Raw genomic sequence first — 22,751 nt, 5'->3', positions numbered from 1 at the left:
CGGCCGGCCATCCGGCTGCGGTCACGGCATCCGAGGTTCCGCGTCACACCGGCTGCCGGTTGCGGATCACCGTCCGGATCGCAAAGCTCGACTGGATGCGCGCCACGCCCGGCATGCGTGAGAGCACCTCCTTGTGGACGCGCTCATAGGCGGCCGCATCCTCGGTTTCCACGCGGAGCAGATAGTCCGACAGGCCGGTCATCAGATAGCACTCCCGCACCTCGGGGCAGCGGCGGACCGCCATCTCGAACCGGTTCAGCACCTCCTCGGTCTGGCGCTCCAGGGTGATCTGGACGATGACCACCGTCGGTTCCTCGTCGGCGGGCAGGTCGATGAGCGCGGTATAGCCGCGGATCACCCCGGATTTCTCCAGCAGTCTCAGGCGCCTGAGGCAGGCCGATTGCGACAGCCCGACGGCCTCGGCGAGGCGCGCATTGCTCATGCGCCCGTCCTTCCTGAGCAGGCGGACGATGCGGTCGTCGACCGGGTCGAGATGCAACGGCATGATCTGCGGTTTCCTTCGCAGAAAATTGTGTATAGCCCGATATCTTCGATGATTCTGCGGCAGATCGGCAAGACAATCGACGATCTTTGTTCATACGCTGTGTGGAGCGCCATCCCCGCCCGAGCCGACCGCCGATCGAAAGCCGCATGCCATGAATGTGAGCGTCAGCGCCGCCCTGTCCGACCGGGAGACGACACGCCCCCGCACCGCGGAAGATGCCGCAGCAGCCCGCGCCGGGGCCTTCCTCACCATCGATCTTGCCGCCCTCCGCGAGAATTACCTGGCGCTGCGCAGCCGCCTTGGCGGGCGGGCCTGCGCGGCGGTGGTCAAGGCCGATGCCTATGGTCTGGGGGCCACACGGATCGCGCCGGTCTTCCATGAGGCCGGCTGCCGGCATTTCTTCGTCGCCCATCTGGATGAAGGCCTGGCCCTGCGGCAGGCCCTGCCCGACGACTGCGCGATCATGGTGCTGCACGGGCCGATGCCGGGTGCGGAAGCCGATTGCGCCCATGCCGGGCTTGTACCGGTGCTGAATTCCATGGAGCAGATCGAGGCCTGGGGTGGTCTTGCCCGGGCGCTGGGCCGGCGGCTGCCGGCCTTCGTGCAGATCGACAGCGGCATGTCGCGCATGGGCCTGCCCGAGGCCGACATCACCCGCATCGCCGCCGCGCCGGCGCTGCTGGACGGGATCATCGTCGAGGCGGTGATGAGCCATCTGGCCTGTGCCGACGAGCCCGACCATCCCGCCAATGCCGAGCAGCTGGCGAATTTCCGCCGCCGCAAGGCGCTGCTGCCCGACGCCCCCGCCTCTTTCGCCAATTCGAGCGGCATCTTCCTGGGCCCGGATTATCAGTTCGATCTGGCCCGGCCGGGTGCGGCGCTCTACGGCCTGAACCCGCAGCCCCATCTGCCCAACCCGATGAAGAACGTGGTCCGGCTGATGGCCAAGGTGGTGCAGACCCGCGAGATCCCGGCGGGTGCCCATGTCGGCTATTCCTGGCGCTTCCGTGCCGACCGGCCGACCCGCATCGCCACCGTTTCGGTCGGCTATGCCGATGGCTGGCTGCGCAGCCTGAGCGGCCGCGGCGCCGTCCTGGTCGACGGCCGGGCGGCCCCGATCGCCGGCCGGGTGTCGATGGACAGCATCACCGTCGACGTGACCGACCTGCCCCCCGAGGCCGTGAAGCCCGGCAGCCTGGTCGAGCTGATCGGCCCCGATCAGACCCCGGATGCCGTGGCGGCCCTGGCCGGCACCATCGGCTACGAGGTGCTGACCAGCCTGGGCAACCGCTATCACCGCCGCTACCTGAACGGCTGAGCACCGCCGAGCCGTCCCGCCACCCACACCCCACGCACCCCGGCGGCCCCGCCGCCACCTTCGAAGACTGGGCAGAGCCTGTGAAGATCATCATCCTCGGTAGCGGCGTCCTTGGTGTCGCGTCGGCCTATTATCTGGCCCGCAAGGGGCATGAGGTCACCGTCGTCGACCGCCAGCCGGCGGCGGCGATGGAGACGAGCTTCGGCAATGCGGGCGAGGTGTCTCCCGGCTATTCGGCCCCCTGGGCCGGGCCGGGCGTGCCGCTGAAGGCGATCAAGTGGCTGACCATGGAGCATGGGCCGCTGAAGATCCGGCCCAAGCTGTCGATGCATCAGTGGTCGTGGCTGGCGCAGATGCTGGCCAACTGCACCAGCGAGCGCTATGCGGTCAACAAGGCCCGCATGGTGCGCATCGCCGAATACAGCCGCGACTGCCTGAAGGAGCTGCGCGCCGAGATCGGCATCACCTATGACGAGCGCACCATGGGCACGCTGCAGCTGTTCCGCAAGCAGGAGCAGCTGGACGGCATCGATGGCGACGTGAAGGTGCTGAAGGACAGCGGCGTCGCCTTCGAGGTGCTGGATCGCGACGGCTGCATCAGGGCCGAGCCGGGCCTCGCCCGCGTGCGCGACAAATTCGTGGGCGGGCTGCGCCTGCCGGGCGACGAGACCGGCGACTGCCACATCTTCACCCAGAACCTGGCCGCCGAGGCCGAACGGCTGGGCGTCACCTTCCTCTACGACACCAGCATCCAGGCGCTTGCCGCCGATGGCGATCGGATCACCGGCGTCTCGACCAGCCGCGGCGTGCTGACCGCCGATCGCTATGTGGTGGCGCTGGGCAGCTATTCGCCGCTGCTGCTGAAGCAGATCGGCATCAAGGCGCCGATCTATCCGGTGAAGGGCTATTCGATCACGGTGCCGATCACCAACAGCCAGCTGGCGCCGGTCTCGACCGTGATGGACGAGACCTACAAGATCGCCATCACCCGGCTGGGCGACCGGATCCGGGTCGGCGGCACCGCCGAACTCGCCGGCTTCGACCTGGCGCTGCGCGACGGTCGCCGCAAGGCGCTGGAACATTCGGTCTCGGATCTTTTCCCCGAGGGCGGCGACGTGGCGGCGGCCAGCTTCTGGTGCGGTCTGCGCCCGATGACGCCGGACGGCACGCCGATCATCGGCGGCACGAAATATCGCAACCTCTGGCTCAACACCGGCCATGGCACGCTGGGCTGGACGATGTCCTGCGGCTCGGGCCGGGTGCTGGCCGATCTGATCTCGGGCGACCGGCCCGATATCGACACCCACGATCTGGCCATCGACCGCTACGCCGCCTGATCGGCCCGTCTCGCTTTCCTTCGCCGGTCCTGTTCCGATCCAAGCTCCGGTCCGGCGCGAAGACGCCCCCGCCACCTTCGGGTGACGGGGGCGTTCTTCGTTGCAGGCGGCGGGTGGCCCTCCTCAGGCCACCTTCACCTCTTCGATGAAGCGGGTAACGTCGCCGCGCAGCACGTCGGCACGCTGGGCCAGGCTGCCACCGGCGGTGAGCACCTGGCGGCCGGCGGCACCGGTGCGGCTGGCTTCGGCCGAGACCTTGACCACGGTTTCCGCCACATCGCGGGTGCCGTTGGCCGCCTCGGAAATGCTGCGGGCGATCTCGGTCGCGGCGGCTGCCTGCTGCTCCACCGCCGAGGCGATGGTGGTCGCAATGGCATCGACTTCCGACACCCGACGGCCGATACCGCCGATGGCATCCACCGCCGCATCGGTCTCGGCCTGAACGGCGCGGATCTGGGCGGCGATTTCTTCGGTCGCCTGGCTGGTCTGGCGGGCGAGGTTCTTGACCTCGGCCGCAACCACGGCGAAGCCCTTGCCGGCATCGCCGGCACGTGCCGCCTCGATCGTCGCATTCAGTGCCAGCATGTTGGTCTGGGCGGCGATGCCGTTGATCAGATCCACCACCCGGCCGATCCGGTCCGCCGCATCAGCCAGGCCGTGGACGGTAGAGGCGGTGGCATCGGCCTCGCGCACCGCCAGGGCGGTGATGCGCGCACTTTCGGTCACCTGCCGGCCGATCTCGCGGATCGAGCTGGTGAGTTCGTCGGTCGCGGCCGCCACAGTCTGGACATTGGTCGAGGTCTGTTCGGTCGCAGCCGAGGCCGAACCGGCATGGGCATTGGTCTGTTCGGCGATGCGGGTCATTTCGACCGCGGTCGATTCAAGCTCGTTGGCGGCCCCGGCGACCTGATCGACCAGTTCGGCGATCTCCAGATCGAAATCGCGCACCAGCGCCTCGATCCGGGCGGCACGGGCATTGCGGGCGGCCTGATCGGCATCATGTTCCGCCTGCAGGCGCTGGCGCTCACGAGCATTGTCGCGGAAAACCTCCAGCGCGCGCGCCATCTCGCCCAGTTCATTCCTGCGGTCGGTACCGCTGATCCTGACCGTCACATCGCCGTCGGCGAGCCGGCGCATACCGTCGGTCAGGCTACGCAGTTCACGCGACAGACCACGGGCGTTGAGAGTGGCAAGCCCGATCAGAACCAGGGCCAGCCCGCCGGCCCAGAGGGCATTGCGCAGCATCGCCGCTTCAAGTTCGGCATTCAGGTCGTCGATATAGACGCCCGAGCCGATGACCCAGCCCCATTCCGGCACCAGCTTCACATAGGACAGCTTCTCCACCGGCTCGGTCCCGCCCGGGCGCGGCCAGTGATAGGTCAAAAGTCCCGACTTCGCCGGCCCGGTGGCCGCATCGACCATCTTGTGAAAGATCAGATCGCCGGTGGGGTCCTTGAAATCGCTCATATCCTGGCCGTTCAGCCGCGGCTGGATCGGATGCATCACCATCCGGTAATCCAGGTCGTTGACCCAGACATATTCACCGTCATTAAAGCGCATCGCCGCGAGCGCCCGCAGCGCCGCGGCCTTGGCCTGATCGACGGTGGCGGGGGTGGCGCGCTTCACTTCGGCCACCACGATGGCCGCCGCCGCATCGACCGACGAGCGGACAAGCCGCTCGCGATCTTCCAGCATCTGGGCGCGCTGGTCGAAGGCGCCGATCATCGCAAGCGCCAGAAGGCCGATGGCGGACAGCCCGACCATCACGGCAAGCCTGAGGGCGATGGTCGCGTTCCTGACGCGCGGCAACGAGAGCGACATGATATGTGCCTTCCCGATCTTGACGACCGGCTGCGGAGGCAGGCCGGCCCTTTTTTTGTGAAGACGACCGGTCGATACCCACCCCCTGCGGACAGGGCTCTGCGGACCAGAGTGCGGCATCCCGGCTGCCGGACCCCGTCCGGCGGTTGCAAGACTAGGTCTTGCACCGTGAACCCGCCTTGATCTGTGCCAAAGCGCGGACCTGGGCGCCTGATCCGCGACGGAATGCCGCAGGCTGCCGCACAAGATCGATCTTGTGGTCTTCCGCACGGGAAAATTCACAGCAACAGGCTAGACTGTGTGCGTTCCGTGATCCGTCGCGGGATTACGACCGTAGTTCACGGCATGGCCACCCGACAGTCGGCCGGCCCACGAAGGCGATCACGCCTCCACGAGGACGAGACAGATGACCTTGTTGACCAGGATCGGCGCGGCCTGCGCCCTGACCGTCACCATCGCGGCCGGCGTTGCCTACGCCCAGTCCGATGTGATCAAGGAACGCCAGGACGGCTTCCAGGCCATCCGCAAGCAGCTGGGCGCCGTGAAGGCGACGGTGGAGGGCGGCGGCCCGGCCGATGCCGTGGTCGCCCCGGCCGAGGCGATGATCGCCTATGCCGAGCGCATCCCGTCGCTGTTCCCCGCCGGATCGGACAGCGGCGACACCAAGGCGCTGGCCACCGTCTGGACCGACCGCGCGGGCTTCGAAGCGGCCGCCCGCAATTTCCGCCAGGCCGCGCAGGAACTGGCCGATACCGGCCGGTCGGGCGACATGGACGCCGTCGCCGCGGCCTTCGGCGATGTCGGCAAGGCCTGCGGCGCCTGCCACAACGACTATCGCGGGAAGTAAACCGCATCTCCCCGACAGAGAAACGGCGACACCCGGAAGGGATGTCGCCGTTTCCGTATTCGCAGGACCAGCTGCCCTACCCGCCCCAGACCATAATCGCCACCACGACGGCGATCCCGACCGCAAGGGCCAGGACGGCCCGCGGCAGAGAGCCCGCCCGCGGTGGCAGCGGCTTCACCTCGACCGGCGACACCCAGGGCTTGTAGCCGGTGATCATCGGCCGGATCAGGTTCTGGCGGCGGGCGATCCAGTAAAGCAGTACCGCCGCGACATGGACGCCGATCACCCAGGGCAGGATATTGCCCAGCACCTCGTGGATCGCGGTGATCTGCAGGCGGGTGTCATACGACACCAGTTCCCCCAGCGGGCCCACGAACAGGATGTCGTCGTCGGTGAACAGGCCCAGCGTCACCTGCAGGCCGATCAACCCCAGCAGCAGCAGCACCATCCAGCCGCCGGCGGCATTGTGCCCGGCCTCGGGCGGCGCCGCCTTCGCATCGCGCAGCTCGCGCAGATGCCGGGCCACCGCCGTCGGCCCGCGCACGAAATCGGTGAACCGGGCGTGGCGACCGCCGATCACCCCCCAGATCAGGCGGAAGACGATCAGCACGATGATCGCATAGCCACACCAGACATGAACCTGGCGCGGGCCTTCACCCGTCGCCCAGGCCCCGATCACGGCTGCGGCCAGCAGCCAGTGGAACAGGCGGGTCGGCAGGTCCCAGACCAGCGCCCCCTTCGGCTTCGCGCCGCCGGGGCCGGATCGGGAGGTGGCGTCGGACATGATCTCGCCCTCTTTGTCGTCATTCGGTCACGCCGGAGGTGCGGCCACCGGGGCCGCAGCCTCTTCAACATGTCGCGGGACGACATCGCGCTGCAAGACCGCAGATCCACAGGGCCCGACGGGCGTGGCCATTGTCACGGCCGCAACGCATCAGGGGCCGGAGACGGCCTGCCGCCCCCGGCCCCTGAGGATGTTGAAAGCGTCCCCGGTCAGGACGGCCGGACCGGGAAGTACCCGTCATACACACAGATGCAGAAATTCAGCGTCAGCGCCGGCTGCCGGTTCTCATGTGCCTGATTGTTGCCGATCTGGGTCAGGCTGCGCACATCCATCATCACCACCGGCGACGGCGACGGCAGCGGGTTCGGATAAAGGGCGTAGGCAGCTGCACCCACTGCCCGACCAAGCATGGTAGTACTCGACGGCGTCAACGTCGCATCCGTAAGAACCGCTTCATTGAGCGCCTGCGCCGTGTGGGTATGCGGCGGGATCTGCGAGATCGCCAGTGTCACGGTCTCGGTCCCGATCTGCTGCGCGACGGTGCGCGGCGTCAACCCCACACCGGTTCCGGACCCGACCGCCACCTGGCCCTGCAGATTGGGCAGGTTGAACTTGTTCTGGCTGAGATTGCCGCCATACATCGTGCCGATCACCGCCGCCAGGGCCTGATACTGCTGGATCTGGACCTCCTGCCCGGCACAGTAGGCCCAGTTGGCCGGCGAGAAGGCGAACGTGAATGCGCGGATTTCACCGTAGAACGGATCTGCCATGATCGCCTTCTCCTCACGGACGGGTCGGGTAATTGCCCTTGAGGGCGATGATGAAGCTGATGACCAGCCCCGGCATGATATTGGCATGCGCGCCGCCGAGGCCGGTCGATCCGATCATTTGAGACGCCATTGGCCCGACATTGGTCGAAGTCGGAAGCGTGCTCCGATAGAGACCGTCGAATGTCGGTCTTGTCGCGCTCTTGACGATGGTGCCCAGCACCTGCGCCTGGGGCGCCTCGGTGGTCGAGGGCTGCGGATAGGTCTGCCAGCTATGGCTGTGCGCCGGCATCATCGCCTCGGTCAGCGTCACCGTCTCGCTGCCGAATTGCTGCGCCAGCGGATGCGGAAACGGCATACCCGGCCCCTGCCCGGCATGTACCGCCATCCGGCCGCGCAGATCCGGCAGCGCAAAATTGGTCACCGCATCGCCGCCGTATTTGACACCGAGCAGCGAGTACAGTGCCTCATTGCCCACGATGGGCAGCAGCGCGCCGTTGCAGATTGCCCAGTCTTCCGGCGCGTAATTGCCGGCGAACATCCTGATTTCGCCCAGAAATCCGTCCATGATGTCTCATCCTGTCGATGAAGATCTATCAACCGGTTGTGCACACCGATCCGGTGATTGCATGACCGGCCGCAGAGATGATGGTCGGGTTCAGGACCGCGGCGGCCACAGCCCGGTTGTCGCGATGCAGTAATACACCGCAAGACTGGGCTGCTCGTTCGGATGGGCCTGACCGCCCCCAGTCGACGTCACCGTCTCCGGACGAAGTGGCGTCAGAGTCGCGGTCGGCGGCGGAGTAATATAAACCTCCGGACCGTTCGGCTGAGAGCTATTATCTCCAGTATTTGCAAGCATTGCTGTAATACCGCTGGACGCCGTCGGCACCGCCAGGTTTCCCTCGGTACTAAGGGCGGACATTGTGTGCGTGTGCTGCGGCAGCTGTCCGACCGTAAGGGTCACCGTCTGGCTGCCAATCGCATTGCCCATGCTATAGCTAAAGCCATTGTGCTGGCCCTGGCCCAAGGGCGCCCGGCCACGCAGATCGGGGAGCTTAAAAGTGGTCGGCCAGTTTCCGCCATAGGTATTTCCGAGCAGGGCAGCAAGAGCCTGATTCTGGCTCACCTGCAGTTCCTGGCCTTCGCAAGGCATCCATCCGCTCGGCGCAAAACCGAACGGAAAGATGCGAATCTCTCCAATGAAGGGGTCCATCGTGCGTCGTCCTCACGGGGATTATTGTGGGCTACGGGTCAAGCACAGCCGTGCGCGGAACGGATAAAAAGCAGAGCGACAACTTCCCACGTCACGGCTGGCCACGCCGCTAAATTAGAAAACACTCAACCAAAAGAGGCAAACGAAAAACACACATACTCACATATCATAAAAAATAAATAGCTCTGATATTATCATTTTCGGGCCAATTAATCTTGGATTGAAAAATAATCCGAAAAACAAATTGCATTCATTTATGTCACATCGTCCCGATTGTGGTCCCATCACCTCTTCAAAAACACACAGAACAAGGCCAACTTACATGCCTACAAAGTAGCACTAGGCACGGCGCTCACGAAATACATCCGCATTGCGTACCATGAGGCCCACTTACTCGACCACATTGACGACATACCGTGCCTATGCACTCAAAATGCACAATCTTGATTAGGACACAACACCATCAACGCCGTCGCTTAGATAGGTATCTGCGCCCAAGGTGAGAGCATTTGCTGTCCGAACAGTCAAAATTGGTGCCTGCCAATGCCTCCGAAGGCCCTTCCCCTTGGAAACTTTCTCTGCGGAGCGACGCATTTCTGCAGTTTTGTTGCTCATACTACACCCTGTTTGATAGTGTTCATTTTCCGCGCAACGCTGTGCACAACAACCATTCAGTAGCATTCACACCAGCGTCAACATCCCAACGATCATAGCATGTTCTCTGGGTAGAATATCACTGATGCTGCGAGCAATACAATGCCCAAACCCACACATGAAGGGTCGATTATGCGCTCCCCGCTGGATCTCACCGCCGACGAATTCGAAGCCGCCGCCGCCCACCCCTTCGATATCCCCTCGGGCGAAGCGGGGGTCCTGATCGAACGGCTCACGCTCAGAAGCGTGACCCGCAAGCCTCCATTGCCGACCTTCGATCGGGAACGGTTCAGCCTGTTTCTGGACGGTAGCCGGACGGATATCGCCATCGACGGCCAGGAGGTTCTGCTGTCGCACGAAACCATGGGCCAGATGCGCCTGTTCATGGTGCCGATCGGCCGCAATCCCGACGGGACGGTGCGGTATCAGATCGTGTTCAGCTGAGCCCCATCTCCGGCGACCGTGCCGGCATCGGCAGGAAAATCTCCCCAGCTCATATAGAAATAGGGGCCTTCAAGTCGGCGATCGACGAAGCCGAGCCGCTGATACAGCCGCCGGGCCGGGTTGTAGCTTTCCACATGCAGCCCGACATAGCGGCCGGTGCGCGCGGCTTCGTCGAGCAGGACCCGGATGATGGCCGAGCCGATGCCCCGGCCGGTGAGCATCGGCACCAGGATGATATCCACCAGCCGGATTTCGTGCACGCCGCCCCGGTCGATATACAGCCGCCCCACCGGCGCGCCGTTCTGCGTGATGATCAGGAAGGCGGTGGTGGTGTAATGGGTGGTGTAGTGGTTGTCCTGCAGCCGGAACTGGTCGGCCAGGAAACTGCGCCGCGTGGCCTCGGGCCAGCCGGCGGCCTCGAGTTCCGCCCAACGGAACGAGATGTACAGCTCACGCAGGAAGTCGGTGTCCTGGGGCGTGCGCGGCCGGACGGCGAAGCCTTGGGTTGCAAGCTCCGACGGCATCTCGAAACTGAGATCGGGGGCGGGCGTGGTTTCGGACATGAGGCACTGCCTGGCGACGGGGTGAGGGGGAAGCCACAGATCATGGCTACACCCCCAAACCATCCCACGCAGCGGTCGTCCGCGTCCAGGCGAAGTTGCGCCGGCGGCGGGCCGGGCGATGGCGGATCAGGCGGCGACGCGCACCAGGTCGTGCTCGGCCATCCGTTCCAGAAGCTCCATCAGATCGGCGCGGATCTCTTCGGCATCGCCCTCGTAATCGGCGACCAGCGCGGCATGAAGATCGGCCACCGAAACCGGAGCGGCCATCCGCTCCCAGATGTCGGAGCCGATCTGGTCCAGACCGTAATAATTGCCCTTGTCGACATGCATCAGCACCACCTCGCCATCGATCTCGGCGATCATCAGATCGTCATTGCGGGTGACGGTGGTCTCGGGCGTGATCGGCATCGGACAGGTCCTCTGGTGCGTCTGCTGCGGCGGGCCGGCCGGTGAACGATCGGCGACCTCTGTCGGTGAAATATATCGAGCACTGCGCCGGAAAGCGCCATGATCAACTGCATCGGCCGCCGGAAAAATGCCGGATGCACCCCGGCCGCACTCTGCCTTCCGTCTCATGCAACCAGGACCAGGCACAGGAGCGACGCTGATGCCGCAGCCATCATCCCCCTACACATCGCTGCCGACCGGGGACACCCCCCAGCACTGCACGCGTCCGCTGCACCACGATATCGGGCGGCGCAGTTTTCTGGGACTATTGGGCGCCGGCGCAACCAGCCTTGCCATAAGCCCGGCCTGGGCAGCCGATCCGCTGCCCCGCCCCGTGGTCACCGGCGATGCCGCCCTGGCCCGGCTGATGGCCGGCAATGCCCGCTGGGCCGCCGGCAAACCCGAAGCCCGGGATCCGATGGCGGGCCGTGACGCCCGCGCCCGGGCGCAATATCCGATTGCGGCGATCATCTCCTGCGCCGACAGCCGGATCGCCCCGGAGCTTGCCTTCGATCAGGGGCCGGGAGAGGTGTTCGTCGTGCGCCTGGCCGGCAATTTCGCCAATGACGACGGCATCGCCAGTCTGGAATACGCCGTCGCCGTGCTGGGCGTTCCGCTGGTGATGGTGCTGGGCCATTCCGGCTGCGGCGCGGTTTCCGCCACCATCGACGTCATCCGCAACGGCACCATCCTGCCCGGCCATCTGCCCGGCCTGATCGATGCCATGCGCCCGGGGATCGAGCCGGTGGTCCTGTCCTCCGGCGTCGACCGCACAGCCGCAGATCTGCTGGCCGATGCAACCATCGGCAATGTCCGCCACACCCTCAGCACACTGGCAGATGCAACCCCGGTCCTGTCCCAGGCCATCGCCGACACCCGCGTCAAGGCGGTGGGCGGCATCTACGACATCGCAACCGGCAAGGTGACGCTGGTCTGATCGCCCTCGCCGGACGGCCCCCGCCGGTGCCGGCTTCCGCCGACGCGGCGCCCGATGCCTGATGTCAATCCACGATCTCGGGCAGCGGGCGCGGCGTGGCCACTTTCCGCAGCCGGTCGTACAGCCTCCGCGCCTCGTCGATCCGCCCCTCTCCGGCCTTCTCGGGCTTTCGCCGGGCCGTCTCGGCCCAGGGAGTGGCGTGATTTTCTTCAGCCGCCAGATAGGCGGCAGTCGCAGCAAGCTCCAGCACCACGGCATTCGCATCGGCCGCTATGACGGCAAGCGCACGCCGCGAAGCCTCCGTTGCGGCATCGGTCGGCAGCAACGCCTCCTCGCCGGCAGGCGCCAGCTCGTAGGTCGAATAAAATCCACCCCACGATGCCTTGCCCTCGCTTTCCGTCACCAGATTGAACAGGCCGGCCACACGCGCGCCCTCTGCCACCGCTTCGCTATAGGGGCCGTAATGCTTGTAGCTGAACGACAACCCGTCCTCGAGCCCGGCGAGGGTAAGAAGATAGGCCGTCTTCTGCAGCCGGGTCCGTCCGACGATCCGCCCACCGGCATCGCGCACGATGCCAGCCACTTTCAGGGCCTCACTGTTCTGCATGTCCGGTCTCCTCCGCCACGATGCGCCAGACCTCGTCTGCGGCTGCATTATCGGCGACATACACTCTGAACACCTCGAACGTACGCAGCGCCGCCACCATCCGGGATCGCTCCTGAAGATCGACGATCAGCCCCGCGTCGTCGCGAACGCTGATCCGATCCAGTACCCCCTTCGCCCGATCGCCAGACTTATATGGGGTGCGAACCGTCTGGTCGACCAGAATGGGCGGCAGGCGATCTTCCGACTGTTCCGTAAGGCGCCCTGCCAGACTCTCTTTCACCCGAACACAGCATTTGCTGATCTCGTCATCACGTGCGCCACTACCGGACGGGTCAAGGTCGTGCTCGATTTTACGGCGGATATCCAGACATTTGAACAGCCGCCGCTCCCGAAGCCGTGTCGCCACCTCACGAATGATGGGGTCCGTTGCACCGGATAGTTCCGGCAAAGCGCCCCAGATAACGGTGTCGTCAAGTTGCAGCAAACGCTCCGGGTCGTCGGGAGCAGACGCGAATCTGATGATCGGATGCCGCTTCCCCAGGCCGGTCGCGTCTGCCTCGCAAGATCGGCCTCGTTCGATCACCCTGACCAGCAGTTCTGTAAAAAGTCTCTCAGCACCACGCGTCGCCTTGTGAAAGTAGACGGTGGGGTAAAGTTGGAACAGGCCGGCAATGAAGGCTTCTGCCGCCATCACGGCCTTGGGCCCCAGGACGAATGTCTCGATCTTACCGATCGCGGTATCATCGACACCGCTTACCACCTGCCCGACTTCGAGATTGGCGATGAGCCACTCAAAATCGATGCCGCCGTGATGCGTCCCGGTCATCAATCTGTCCCGCTGCAGGTAATCGAGCCGGTCTGCGTCGAACTGGCTTGAAACAATCGCGTTGTGGATTGTCTGAGTGCCCTGCCCTTTGACCATATCCGCCACATCATCAGCAAATCCGCTGCCCAGCCCGCGCAAAAGCTCGCCGATTTCGCCCCTCCGGATGAGGATATCGCTCATCTCCTCGTGGTTTGCGAACCGCAGGCCAAGGCGCTTCCCGACCGCTTCGAAGGCATGACTGAACGGGCCGTGCCCGACGTCGTGCAACAACGCAGCCGCCAACGCAATCGAGATCCGATGCACGTCACGGCCGCTTCCCTTTTGCTTGACCACCTCCGCCAGACGCCGCGCCGTATGGAAAACGCCGATACTGTGGGCAAAACGCGAATGCGTCGCCCCGGGATAGACCAGATCCGAGAAGCCCAGCTGCTTCACACGCCTCAGGCGCTGAAACGGGGGCGTCTGGATGATGTCCCACATCTTCTGTTCGAAGTCTTCCCCGGAGAATTCGATAAGGTTGTGCAACGGATCCCGAATACGTTGAACCTTCATCTCGCCTCCGCGACGTGGCTTTGTTCCGATTATGTTCCCAACCCTATGCGGGATCAATGGCCGAAATCGATCGCAAGACGCGAGAACATCCCCATCGCGCACCCGGCGTGCCGCCAGAGGCCCTGAAGGCAAACGATCACAGCCATCCGAAACGGATCGCTGTGCTGGCGTCCGTCACACTCAGGGAAGAAGGGAGAGGGGGCAAAACGGCGGCCATCCGACAGGATGGCGTGCCCGAGGCGCAGAGGACGCGCCCTGCCAGCCGCGCCTGGCATGCAGAGCGGCGACTGAGATGGCGGAGGGAGTGGGATTCGAACCCACGATACGTGTTACCGTATACACACTTTCCAGGCGTGCGCCTTCGACCGCTCGGCCATCCCTCCGGCCTTGTGCCCGGTCGACTGTCTTGCTTGGGATGCTGTGCGGTGCGTGCATCCCGGTCGACCGGCGGCGCGCATTATAGCCGGACGACGGCGGGGCGCAACCGTCGATCTGGGGTCCGGGCCGGGATAATGGCAAGGGCATGCCGGAGCCTGGACATGCCGGGGCATATGCCGGAACCGCATGGCGGACGAAGTGCGGCGGCGGTTGCCAAGACGGGTTGATGGTCTAAGCTTGTCGTCGCTGGTCCTTGCACCCGCAGAACGGAGATTGTCTGCCGCATGTCGGTTCGCCGAAGCCTCGCCTTCCTGCTGCTCATCGCCGCCCTGGTTCTCGTCGGTCTCGAAGCCGTCGGGGCCTGGTATCAGGGGACATGGGAAATCATCCCCCTGTCCAGCCTGTGGGCAGCCATCGACCGCAACAGCCTGATCGGCCTGCAGGCCGGCATCGAGAACGCCCTGTGGCCCGGTCTGTGGCCGCCGGTGCGGACGGTTCTGGAACTGCCGATCTGGGCAGTGGCGGGCGTGCTGGGCGTGCTGCTGCTGGCAACCGGCGGCAGAAGCGGCGAGGGTGACCGGCGTCGGCGGTTCAGTCGGCGGCGCTGACGAAAAATGCCCGGGGTGCATCAACCCCGGGCATCAACTTTATCCGGACGATTGCCGATCGGTCGATCAGCCGTCGATCTTGAGCGCAGCGATGAAGGCCGACTGCGGGATCTCGACATTGCCGTAGGTCCGCATGCGCTTCTTGCCTTCCTTCTGCTTCTCCAGCAGCTTGCGCTTGCGGCTGACGTCGCCGCCATAGCACTTGGCCAGCACGTCCTTGCGCAGTGCCTTCACGGTCTCACGTGCCACAACCCGGCCGCCGATCGCCGCCTGAACCGCGATCTGGAACATCTGGCGGGGGATCAGGTCCTTCAGCCGTTCGCAGATCACCCGGCCACGCCCCTCCGACATGGCGCGGTGGACGATGATCGACAGCGCGTCGACCGGCTCCTTGTTGACCAGGATGGTCAGCTTGACGAGATCGCTCTCCTCATAGCCCTGAAGCTGATAGTCGAAGCTGGCATAGCCGCGGCTGACCGACTTCAGCCGGTCGTAGAAATCGAACACCACCTCGGCCAGCGGCAGTTCATACACCACCATCGCCCGGCCGCCGACATAGGTCAGCTCCTTCTGCCGGCCGCGCTTCTCTTCACAAAGCTTCAGCACGGCGCCCAGATGGTCATCCGGCACCATGATGGTGGCATTGATCATCGGCTCTTCGATATGGTCGATCTGCACCGGGTCGGGCATGTCCGCCGGGTTGTGCAGCTCCATGATCGAGCCGTCGATCTTATAGACCTTATAGACCACGCTCGGCGCGGTGGTGATGAGGTCGAGATTGAACTCGCGCTCCAGCCGCTCCTGGATAATCTCCAGATGCAGCAGCCCCAGGAAGCCGCAACGGAAGCCGAGGCCGAGCGCCGTCGAGGTCTCGGGCTCGAAATGCAGCGCCGCATCGTTGAGCCGGAGCTTGCCCAGGCTGTCGCGCAGATGCTCGTAATCGCTGGCATCGACCGGGAAGAGCGAGCAGAACACCACCGGCACCGTCGGCTTGAAGCCCGGCAGGGGGGCCGCCGCCGGCCGGTCCTCTTCGGTGATGGTGTCGCCGACCTGGGCATCGGCGATGTCCTTGATACCGGCGGTGATGAAGCCGATCGAGCCGCAGTCCAGCGCGTCGACCATCAGCGGCTTGGGCGTGAACACGCCCACCCGGTCCACCGGATGCGCGCGCTTCGTCGCCATGAAGCGGATCTTGGCGCCCTTCTTAAGCGTCCCGTCCTTGACGCGCACCAGGATGACCACGCCCAGATAGGGGTCGTACCAGCTGTCGACGACCAGCGCCTTCAGTGGCGCCGCCGGATCGCCGGCAGGGGCCGGCAGACGGGTAATCAGGGCTTCAAGCACGTCGTCGATGCCGACACCGGTCTTGGCCGAAATCGGGATCGCCTGCGAGGCATCGAGCCCGATCACGTCCTCGATCTGCTGCTTGATGCGCTCGGGCTCCGCCGCCGGCAGATCGACCTTGTTCAGCACCGGCACGATCTCGTGATCATTGTCGATCGCGAGATAGGCATTGGCGAGCGTCTGCGCCTCGACGCCCTGGCTGGCATCGACCAGCAGCAGAGAACCTTCGCAGGCCGACAGCGAGCGGCTGACCTCGTAGGAGAAGTCGACATGGCCGGGCGTGTCGATCAGGTTCAGCTCGTAGGTCTTGCCGTCCTTGGCGTCATAGGTCAGCCGGACGGTCTGCGCCTTGATCGTGATGCCCCGCTCGCGCTCGATATCCATCGAGTCGAGGATCTGCTCCTTCATCTCGCGGCCCTGAAGACCGCCCAGCCGCTCGATCAGGCGGTCGGCGAGGGTCGACTTGCCATGGTCGATATGGGCGATGATCGAGAAGTTGCGGATGTTCGCGAGGTCGGTCATGGACATCCCCGAAGGGCCGGGCCCCGTCAGCCGGATGGGCACAAGGGGCCGGGCAGGCACAAGCGTTTGAGTTGCCGGGGAACATAAGGCCCGCAAGGGGCGCTGGCAACCGGGATCGGCGTCGGTGGGCCGGCGCAGGCAGACCGGGGTCAGGCGGCGCCGCGCACCAGCCCGTTGGCCGCGGCCGGCGCGTCGTCTTCGGCCTTGTCCATCTCCACCACCCAGGGTGTGGCGTGGAGCCCCGGCAGGATCACGTCGTCATCCTGATCTGCCGCGGTATGCCCCAGCACCGCATAGAGCTGGATCGGGTCGGTCTTGCCGGCGAGCACGGTCGGCGCCAGCCGTTCGAGCAGGAAGCCCCCGCCGGCCTTGGCGACGACCGCCTCCGAGATCAGCAGGTCACGGCCATGCTGTTTGCACGCCGCCTCGATCCGGCTGGCGGTGTTGACCGTATCGCCGATCACCGTGTGCTCCAGCCGCTCGGGCGTGCCGACATTGCCGACGAGCGCCGGGCCGACATGGACACCCACATCCTGGGCGAGCGGCGGTTCCCCCGCGGCGATCCGCCGCCGGTTCAACCGCTCCAGCGCCTCGCGCATGGCAAGTGCCGTCTCCAGCGCCCGGCGGGCCGGGTTGGGGTCGGGTTCGGCCGAGCCGAAGGTCACCATGATCGCATCGCCGATGAACTTGTCGAGCGTGCCGCCATGGGCGAAGACGGTGGCGACCATCTCGGCATGGTAGCTGCGCAGCAGGTCCAGCACATGGGCGGGCGGCATCTGGGCGGAGAGGTGGGTGAAACCGCGAATATCGGCAAACAGAACCGCCACCTCGCGCACCACGCCGCCGGGGCGGAAGAAATCGTCACCGCCTTCCGCGATCCGGGCGGCCACGGCCGGCGAGAAATAGCGGCGAAGCTGGTCCGAGGCATGCTGCTGTCGCACCGCCTGAACCGCCATGCGGCGGGCGACCCGGGTCATGACGGCGAGCAGCAGCCCCACCACCATCACGATCACCATATCGGCGACCACCAGCCTGGGCGCCACCCCCATGCCGGTCATGGCGGCCAGCGGGTCGGTGGTGATCGCCGTGCGCGGATCATTCAGGATCATGCCCGAGAAACCGCCATAGATCGCCACGAAGCCGATGGCGATCACCAGCGGATAGGCCGGACGGAAGGCGAGCGCGTTCACCACCATCACCATCAGCACGCCGACGGTCATGCGGGTCTGCAGGAAAAACTGCGGCCCGACCACCTGCTCGGCGCCCGAGCCGATATACCAGATCACGGGCAGTCCGCTCAGCACCATCACGTCCAGCAGGGTCGCCAGATAGCCGGTCAGCTTGGGACAGCCCTGGCGATCCAGATGCATCAGCAGGGCCGCGGTCCCGATCGCAGCACCGCCGCAGAGCAGACCGACCAGCGCCAGTTCGCCGATGGTCTGATACAGGAAGACATGCAACCCGAAGACGATGCCGAGCATGCCGAGCCGGGCGACCAGCGCGAAGCGCACGCCCTTCTTTTCCCGGGCAAGCAACAGTTGATCGACTTCGGACATGCGCCGGCAGCCTCTGACGGACAGGTATGGCACGAGATGTGGCGATCTGGCGGAAGGCACGGCCGTCCCACCGCATGCAGGCCGACCGCATATGGGCGTGTTTCCGGGCGCCATCAATGCCGCAACCGATCCGAATGACACCCGGATGACAATCATACGGCAGCGCAGCAAAAATGGATCGTGTCAAAAACGCAGGGGCGGCACGGTCTGCGACGCATGTCACACCCCGTGCCGCCCCCGGCTCTTTTCGTCGTGGCTGTTTCGTCCGGGGCCGCCGGCCCCCCGTCAGCCCCGCAGCACGGCCCCCGTCGCCTTGGTGACCGCGGCGACGATCCGGTCCGACACCGCCTGGATTTCGGCATCGGTCAGGGTGCGCTCCACCGGCTGCAGGGTCACCGACACCGCAAGCGAGACCTTGCCGGCGCCCAGCCGCTCACCCTCGTAGCGGTCGAAGACCGAGACGTCGGTGATCAGCTTCTTTTCGGCGCCGCGCACCGCCTTGATCAGCGCCTCGGCCGCAACCCCGGCATCGACCACGAAGGCGAAATCGCGCTCGACCGGCTGCAGGTCGTGCAGCACCAGCGCCGGACGGGTCCGGTCGGCCTTGCGCTTGGGCTCCGGCAGGGCGTCGAGATCCAGCTCGAAGCCGACGGCCGGCCCCTTCACGTCATGGGCCTCGACCACCAGCGGATGCAGCTCGCCGAAGAAGCCGAGCGTCAGCTTCGGCCCCAGCTTCACCGCGGCCGACCGGCCGGGATGGTAATGGCCGGGCGCCTCGCCGGCGACGATCTGCACCTTGTCGGCATCCATGCCCGCGGCCGCAAGCGCCGCCAGGATGTCGGCCTTGGCATCGAAGACGTCGACCGTCCGCGGCTGCCCGGTCCAGCTGCGCGGCCCGGTGCGGCCGGTGCGCAGACCGGTCGCCAGGTTGCGCTGGTCGGAAGGCGCGATGCCGCGCCAGCCGGGGCCGACCTCGAACCACCGGCCGTCCAGCTCGCCACGGGCGGCAGCCCGACCGGCCACCATGACCAGAGAGGCGAGCGGGGTGGGCCGCATCACTTCCAGATCCGCCGAGATCGGGTTCAGCAGATGCAGCTCGTCCGCCCCGCCGCCGAAGCGCCGGGCGGCGGCCGCGGTCAGGAAGGAGTAGTTCACCGTCTCGACCAGGCCGCGGGCGGCCAGATCGCGGCGGACCCAGCCGGCCCGGCGACGGCGGTCATTGGCTGCGGTGCGGGTCACCACATCCACCCGCGGCAGCGGCACCGGCGGCACGGCGTCATAGCCGTTGATGCGCAGCACCTCCTCGACCAGATCCGCCTCGCCCTCGACATCCTGGCGCCAGCTCGGTACCCGGACCTGCCAGAGGGCGTCGCTCTCCTGCACCACGTCGAAGCCGAGGCGGGTGAGGATGGTGGCCTGCGCCGCCGGATCGACGACGATGCCGCCCAGGCTTTCCACCCGCGCCGGGCGGAAGCCGATGACCCGGTCGAAGCCCGGCACTTCGCCCGCGACCGTAACCTCGGATGCCTCGCCACCGGCAAGCTTCAGGATCAGCGCGGTCGCAATCTCGGTGCCCGGCAGCACCGTCTCGGGGTCGACGGTGCGCTCGAACCGATAGCGGGCATCGCTCAGGATCGAGAGGGCCCGGCCGCTTTCGGCGATCCGCTTCGGATCGAACCAGGCGCATTCCAGCACCACCTCGGTGGTGGTCTCGTCGACGCCGGTCGCCTCGCCACCCATGATGCCGCCCAGGCTCTGCACCCCGGCATCGTCGGCGATCACCACGTCGCGGCCGGCACCCAGCGCATAGGTCCGCTCGTCCAGCGCCTTCAGGCTTTCGCCCTCGGCGGCGGTGCGGATGGTCAGATCGCCGGTCAGCTTCTTTGCGTCGAAGACATGCAGCGGCCGCCCCAGATCCAGCGACACATAGTTGGTGATGTCGACCAGTACCGAAATCGGCCTGAGCCCGACCGCGGTCAGCCGGCGCAGCATCCAGTCGGGTGCTGCACCATTGGTCACGCCGCGGATGGTGCGCCCGGCAAAGACCGGGCAGCCGGACCTGGCATCATCGGTGATCCGGATGGCGACCGGGTTCGGGAAACGGCCGGCAACCGGGGTCGCCTCCAGCGGCTTCAGCGTGCCGAGACCAGCGGCGGCCAGGTCCCGGGCAATGCCGCGCACGCCCAGGCAGTCACCCCGGTTGGGGGTGATCGCAATCTCGATGACCGGGTCGTCGACGCCCAGCACCGGCGCGAAGGGCTGGCCGAGCGGCGCATCCCCGGGCATCTCGATGATGCCGTCATGCTCGTCCGACAGGCCCATCTCGCGCATCGAGACCAGCATGCCGTTGCTTTCGACGCCGCGGATCTTCGAGGGCTTGAGCGTCAGCCCGGTGCCGGGCACGGTCAGGCCCGAACGGGCGAAAACCGCCTTCATGCCGGTGCGGGCATTGGGGGCGCCGCAGACGACCTGGACCTCGCCATCGCCGGTATCGACCCGGCAGACCCGGAGCTTGTCGGCATCCGGATGCTTCTCGGCCGAGATGACATGGGCGACGGTGAACGGGGCGAGGGCCGCGCGCCGGTCGGTGATCTCTTCGACCTCGAGCCCGACGGCGGTCAGCGCCAGCGCGATCCGGTCCAGATCGGCATCGGTGTCGAGATGGTCCTTCAGCCAGGACAGGGTGAACTTCATCGCGAGTGATCTCCGTTCAGCGCGTCAGACCGCCGGCAAGCGTCGGCAGATCTGCCGCCGCGAAGCCGTAATGCTTCAGCCAGCGCGGATCGCCCTCGAAGAAGGTGCGCAGATCCGGCACGCCGTACTTCAGCATGGCGATGCGTTCGATGCCCATGCCGAAGGCGAAGCCCTGATACTCGTTGGGATCGATGCCGGCCATGGCCAGCACCTTGGGGTGGACCATGCCGCAGCCCAGGATCTCCAGCCAGTCGCCGTAATTGCCGATCTTGAGTTCGCCGCCGCCGCGCTGGCAGCCGATATCCATCTCGGCCGAGGGCTCGGTGAAGGGGAAATAGCTCGGCCGGAAACGCACCGGCAGATCGTCGACCTCGAAGAAGGCCTTGGCGAACTCGATCAGGCAGCCCTTCAGATGCGCCATGGTGATGTCGCGATCGATCACCAGCCCCTCCACCTGATGGAACATCGGGGTGTGGGTCATGTCGCTGTCGCTGCGATAGGTCCGCCCCGGCGCGATGATCCGGTAAGGCGGCTTGCCCGCCTCCATGGTACGGATCTGCACCGGCGAGGTGTGGGTGCGCAGCACCAGGTTGGCACCGTCTTCGGCCTTGCCGCGGACATAGAAGGTGTCGTGCATCTGCCGGGCGGGATGCTCCGGCGGGATGTTGAGCGCGGTGAAGTTGTAGTAGTCGGTCTCGATCTGCGGACCTTCGGCCACCTGGAAGCCCATATCGGCGAAGATGGCCGTCAGCTCGTCGATCACCTGCGAGATCGGGTGAATACGGCCCTGGGGCTCGGGGCGCACCGGCAGGGTGACGTCGATCCGCTCGGCCGCGAGACGGGCATCCAGGGCCGCCGCCTTCAGCACCTCGCGGCGGGCCTCCAGGGCCGTCTGCAGCTGGTCGCGCACCTGGTTCAGCGCCTGGCCGGTCGCCTTGCGCGCCTCGGGGTCCAGGGCGCCCAGGCCCTTCAGCATCTCGGTGATGCGGCCCTTGCGGCCAAAGGCCTGAACGCGCACCTCTTCGAGCGCGTCGAGATCGGCGGCAGCGGCGATGCGCCCCTCGATCTCCTCCTTCAGGCTGTCGATGTCGGTCATGGAGGCCTCGGGATCAGTTTGGCTCGACGGTCTTATGCGGATCGGACGTCTGAGATCCGACGGAGTCTTGAAATCCGACGGAGGGGCAGAATGCGCGTTCACCGGTGACGATTCGATGACACCGCGCTCTTCCGGGGAAACCTGGCTCAGAACGCAAAACGAGGGGTCCCGCAGGCGCGGGCCCCCTCGCTTCGATCGGCGTCCTTCTGTGCCGGATCCGGGTTACCGGGCGTCACCGCCCGGTATCCGCGTCTCTCAGGCACCGGCCTTGGCGAGAGCGCTCTGCGCCTGCTCGACAAGGCTCTTAAAGGCTGCGGGCTCGTGCACGGCCAGATCCGACAGGACCTTGCGGTCCATCTCGATGGCCGCGGCCTTCAGGCCGGCCATGAACTGGCTGTAGGTCATGCCCAGCTCACGCGTACCGGCGTTGATGCGCTGGATCCACAGCGCGCGGAACTGGCGCTTGCGGACGCGGCGGTCGCGGTAGGCGTACTGCAGGTTCTTGTCAACGCGCTGCTTCGCGGCGCGAATCGTCTTGGACGAGCGGCCACGGGCGCCCTCGGCCAGCTTCAGAACCTTCTTGTGGCGCGCATGGGACGTCACGCCGCGCTTCACACGGGCCATCGTCTGTACTCCCGATGGAAATCATTCGGAGCCGGCCGGGCATCGGCCGGACACTGCATCTTCTGTCGTCGTCCGCCGGGAGCCGGTCAGGCGTAGGGCAGGAACTGCTTGACGATCTTCGCGTCGGCAGCCGTCAGGATCTGGGTCTTGCGGCTGTTGCGCTTCTGCTTCTGCGTCTTGGACGACATGCAGTGACGATGGAAGGCGCTGGCGCGGCGGACCTTGCCGCTCGCAGTCAGGCGGAACCGCTTCTTGGCGCCGCTCTTGCTCTTCAGCTTTGGCATTTTGCTCTCCGTCTGTTCAG

General features: G+C 65.9%; 22 protein-coding genes and 1 tRNA gene. 6 read left to right on the top strand and 17 right to left on the bottom strand.

The window, feature by feature from the left end; all coding sequences use genetic code 11:
- Positions 1-43: 43 nt before the first annotated feature.
- Positions 44-505: an Lrp/AsnC family transcriptional regulator gene (locus tag WI697_RS14590; RefSeq protein ID WP_014743736.1), complete on the bottom strand. Its 462-nt coding sequence runs from the start codon at positions 503-505 to the stop codon at positions 44-46.
- 151 nt (positions 506-656) lie between these two features.
- On the opposite strand from WI697_RS14590, the gene alr reads away from it, so the two are divergent.
- Both alr and WI697_RS14580 read left to right on the top strand, forming a co-directional pair.
- A complete protein-coding gene (gene alr, locus WI697_RS14585) occupies positions 657-1,823 on the top strand; it encodes an alanine racemase (RefSeq protein ID WP_345958962.1) in 1,167 nt (388 codons plus the stop codon).
- A gap of 80 nt (positions 1,824-1,903) precedes the next feature.
- Positions 1,904-3,160: a D-amino acid dehydrogenase gene (locus WI697_RS14580; RefSeq protein WP_062761740.1), complete on the top strand. Its 1,257-nt coding sequence runs from the start codon at positions 1,904-1,906 to the stop codon at positions 3,158-3,160.
- A 123-nt stretch (positions 3,161-3,283) separates the two neighbouring features.
- Here WI697_RS14580 and WI697_RS14575 read toward each other — a convergent pair whose 3' ends face one another.
- Entirely contained in the window at positions 3,284-4,981 is a 1,698-nt protein-coding gene (locus WI697_RS14575) for a cache domain-containing protein (RefSeq protein WP_345958961.1), read from the bottom strand.
- A gap of 406 nt (positions 4,982-5,387) precedes the next feature.
- Here WI697_RS14575 and WI697_RS14570 point away from each other — a divergent pair, with 406 nt between their 5' ends.
- Positions 5,388-5,828, top strand: a complete 441-nt coding sequence (locus WI697_RS14570; RefSeq protein ID WP_062761742.1) for a c-type cytochrome — start codon at positions 5,388-5,390, stop codon at positions 5,826-5,828.
- A 76-nt stretch (positions 5,829-5,904) separates the two neighbouring features.
- On the opposite strand, the gene WI697_RS14565 is transcribed toward WI697_RS14570, so the two are convergent.
- From WI697_RS14565 to WI697_RS14550, 4 genes are all read right to left on the bottom strand, one after another.
- Positions 5,905-6,612, bottom strand: coding sequence for a cytochrome b/b6 domain-containing protein (locus WI697_RS14565; protein ID WP_345958960.1), 708 nt, complete (start codon positions 6,610-6,612; stop codon positions 5,905-5,907).
- Between the two features lie 209 nt (positions 6,613-6,821).
- Positions 6,822-7,382: a phage tail protein gene (locus WI697_RS14560; protein ID WP_345958959.1), complete on the bottom strand. Its 561-nt coding sequence runs from the start codon at positions 7,380-7,382 to the stop codon at positions 6,822-6,824.
- 13 nt (positions 7,383-7,395) lie between these two features.
- Positions 7,396-7,947, bottom strand: a complete 552-nt coding sequence (locus WI697_RS14555; protein ID WP_062761745.1) for a phage tail protein — start codon at positions 7,945-7,947, stop codon at positions 7,396-7,398.
- A gap of 90 nt (positions 7,948-8,037) precedes the next feature.
- The gene (locus WI697_RS14550) at positions 8,038-8,595 is read right to left on the bottom strand and encodes a phage tail protein (RefSeq protein ID WP_082828238.1); all 558 of its coding nucleotides are present in this window, start codon (positions 8,593-8,595) and stop codon (positions 8,038-8,040) included.
- Positions 8,596-9,381: 786 nt separating this feature from the next.
- On the opposite strand from WI697_RS14550, the gene WI697_RS14545 reads away from it, so the two are divergent.
- Positions 9,382-9,693: a DUF6916 family protein gene (locus WI697_RS14545; RefSeq protein WP_062761746.1), complete on the top strand. Its 312-nt coding sequence runs from the start codon at positions 9,382-9,384 to the stop codon at positions 9,691-9,693.
- On the opposite strand, the gene WI697_RS14540 is transcribed toward WI697_RS14545, so the two are convergent.
- Both WI697_RS14540 and WI697_RS14535 read right to left on the bottom strand, forming a co-directional pair.
- Positions 9,675-10,256 carry a GNAT family N-acetyltransferase gene (locus WI697_RS14540; protein ID WP_345958958.1) on the bottom strand — a complete coding sequence of 194 codons (582 nt, stop codon included), beginning with the start codon at positions 10,254-10,256 and terminating at the stop codon, positions 9,675-9,677. The two genes, WI697_RS14545 and WI697_RS14540, sit on opposite strands and share 19 nt — an antisense overlap.
- Before the next feature lie 126 nt (positions 10,257-10,382).
- Positions 10,383-10,664, bottom strand: coding sequence for a PqqD family peptide modification chaperone (locus tag WI697_RS14535; RefSeq protein ID WP_062761748.1), 282 nt, complete (start codon positions 10,662-10,664; stop codon positions 10,383-10,385).
- Positions 10,665-10,863: 199 nt separating this feature from the next.
- Between WI697_RS14535 and WI697_RS14530 the strand changes: the two genes are divergently transcribed.
- Complete coding sequence (locus WI697_RS14530) at positions 10,864-11,640, top strand: carbonic anhydrase (RefSeq protein WP_345958957.1); 777 nt, start codon at positions 10,864-10,866, stop codon at positions 11,638-11,640.
- A 64-nt stretch (positions 11,641-11,704) separates the two neighbouring features.
- On the opposite strand, the gene WI697_RS14525 is transcribed toward WI697_RS14530, so the two are convergent.
- The 3 genes from WI697_RS14525 to WI697_RS14515 all read right to left on the bottom strand — a co-directional run bounded on the left by WI697_RS14525 (position 11,705) and on the right by WI697_RS14515 (position 14,008).
- Entirely contained in the window at positions 11,705-12,247 is a 543-nt protein-coding gene (locus WI697_RS14525; protein WP_062761749.1) for a hypothetical protein, read from the bottom strand.
- Positions 12,234-13,625 (bottom strand): HD domain-containing protein, encoded by a 1,392-nt coding sequence (locus WI697_RS14520; RefSeq protein WP_345958956.1) that lies wholly within the window; start codon positions 13,623-13,625, stop codon positions 12,234-12,236. Before WI697_RS14520 ends, WI697_RS14525 begins: the two co-directional genes overlap by 14 nt.
- A gap of 293 nt (positions 13,626-13,918) precedes the next feature.
- A tRNA-Ser gene (locus WI697_RS14515) sits at positions 13,919-14,008 on the bottom strand.
- A 279-nt stretch (positions 14,009-14,287) separates the two neighbouring features.
- Here WI697_RS14515 and WI697_RS14510 point away from each other — a divergent pair.
- Positions 14,288-14,611: a hypothetical protein gene (locus WI697_RS14510; RefSeq protein ID WP_014743721.1), complete on the top strand. Its 324-nt coding sequence runs from the start codon at positions 14,288-14,290 to the stop codon at positions 14,609-14,611.
- A 66-nt stretch (positions 14,612-14,677) separates the two neighbouring features.
- On the opposite strand, the gene lepA is transcribed toward WI697_RS14510, so the two are convergent.
- From lepA to rpmI, 6 genes are all read right to left on the bottom strand, one after another.
- Positions 14,678-16,477: a translation elongation factor 4 gene (lepA, locus tag WI697_RS14505; RefSeq protein ID WP_345958955.1), complete on the bottom strand. Its 1,800-nt coding sequence runs from the start codon at positions 16,475-16,477 to the stop codon at positions 14,678-14,680.
- A gap of 149 nt (positions 16,478-16,626) precedes the next feature.
- Positions 16,627-18,033: an adenylate/guanylate cyclase domain-containing protein gene (locus WI697_RS14500; RefSeq protein ID WP_345958954.1), complete on the bottom strand. Its 1,407-nt coding sequence runs from the start codon at positions 18,031-18,033 to the stop codon at positions 16,627-16,629.
- 285 nt (positions 18,034-18,318) lie between these two features.
- The gene (gene pheT, locus WI697_RS14495) at positions 18,319-20,727 is read right to left on the bottom strand and encodes a phenylalanine--tRNA ligase subunit beta (RefSeq protein ID WP_345958953.1); all 2,409 of its coding nucleotides are present in this window, start codon (positions 20,725-20,727) and stop codon (positions 18,319-18,321) included.
- Between the two features lie 16 nt (positions 20,728-20,743).
- On the bottom strand, positions 20,744-21,823 hold the full coding sequence (gene pheS / locus WI697_RS14490; RefSeq protein ID WP_014743717.1) for a phenylalanine--tRNA ligase subunit alpha: 1,080 nt from the start codon (positions 21,821-21,823) through the stop codon (positions 20,744-20,746).
- A 255-nt stretch (positions 21,824-22,078) separates the two neighbouring features.
- Positions 22,079-22,447 (bottom strand): 50S ribosomal protein L20, encoded by a 369-nt coding sequence (gene rplT / locus WI697_RS14485; protein ID WP_014743716.1) that lies wholly within the window; start codon positions 22,445-22,447, stop codon positions 22,079-22,081.
- Between the two features lie 86 nt (positions 22,448-22,533).
- On the bottom strand, positions 22,534-22,731 hold the full coding sequence (gene rpmI, locus WI697_RS14480) for a 50S ribosomal protein L35 (protein WP_014743715.1): 198 nt from the start codon (positions 22,729-22,731) through the stop codon (positions 22,534-22,536).
- Positions 22,732-22,751: the final 20 nt, after the last annotated feature.

The sequence above is a fragment of the Tistrella mobilis genome (assembly GCF_039634785.1).
GTDB lineage: Bacteria > Pseudomonadota > Alphaproteobacteria > Tistrellales > Tistrellaceae > Tistrella > Tistrella mobilis.
Note: the sequence above shows the minus strand (reverse complement) of the source record. Positions and strands in the feature narration are given on the sequence as shown.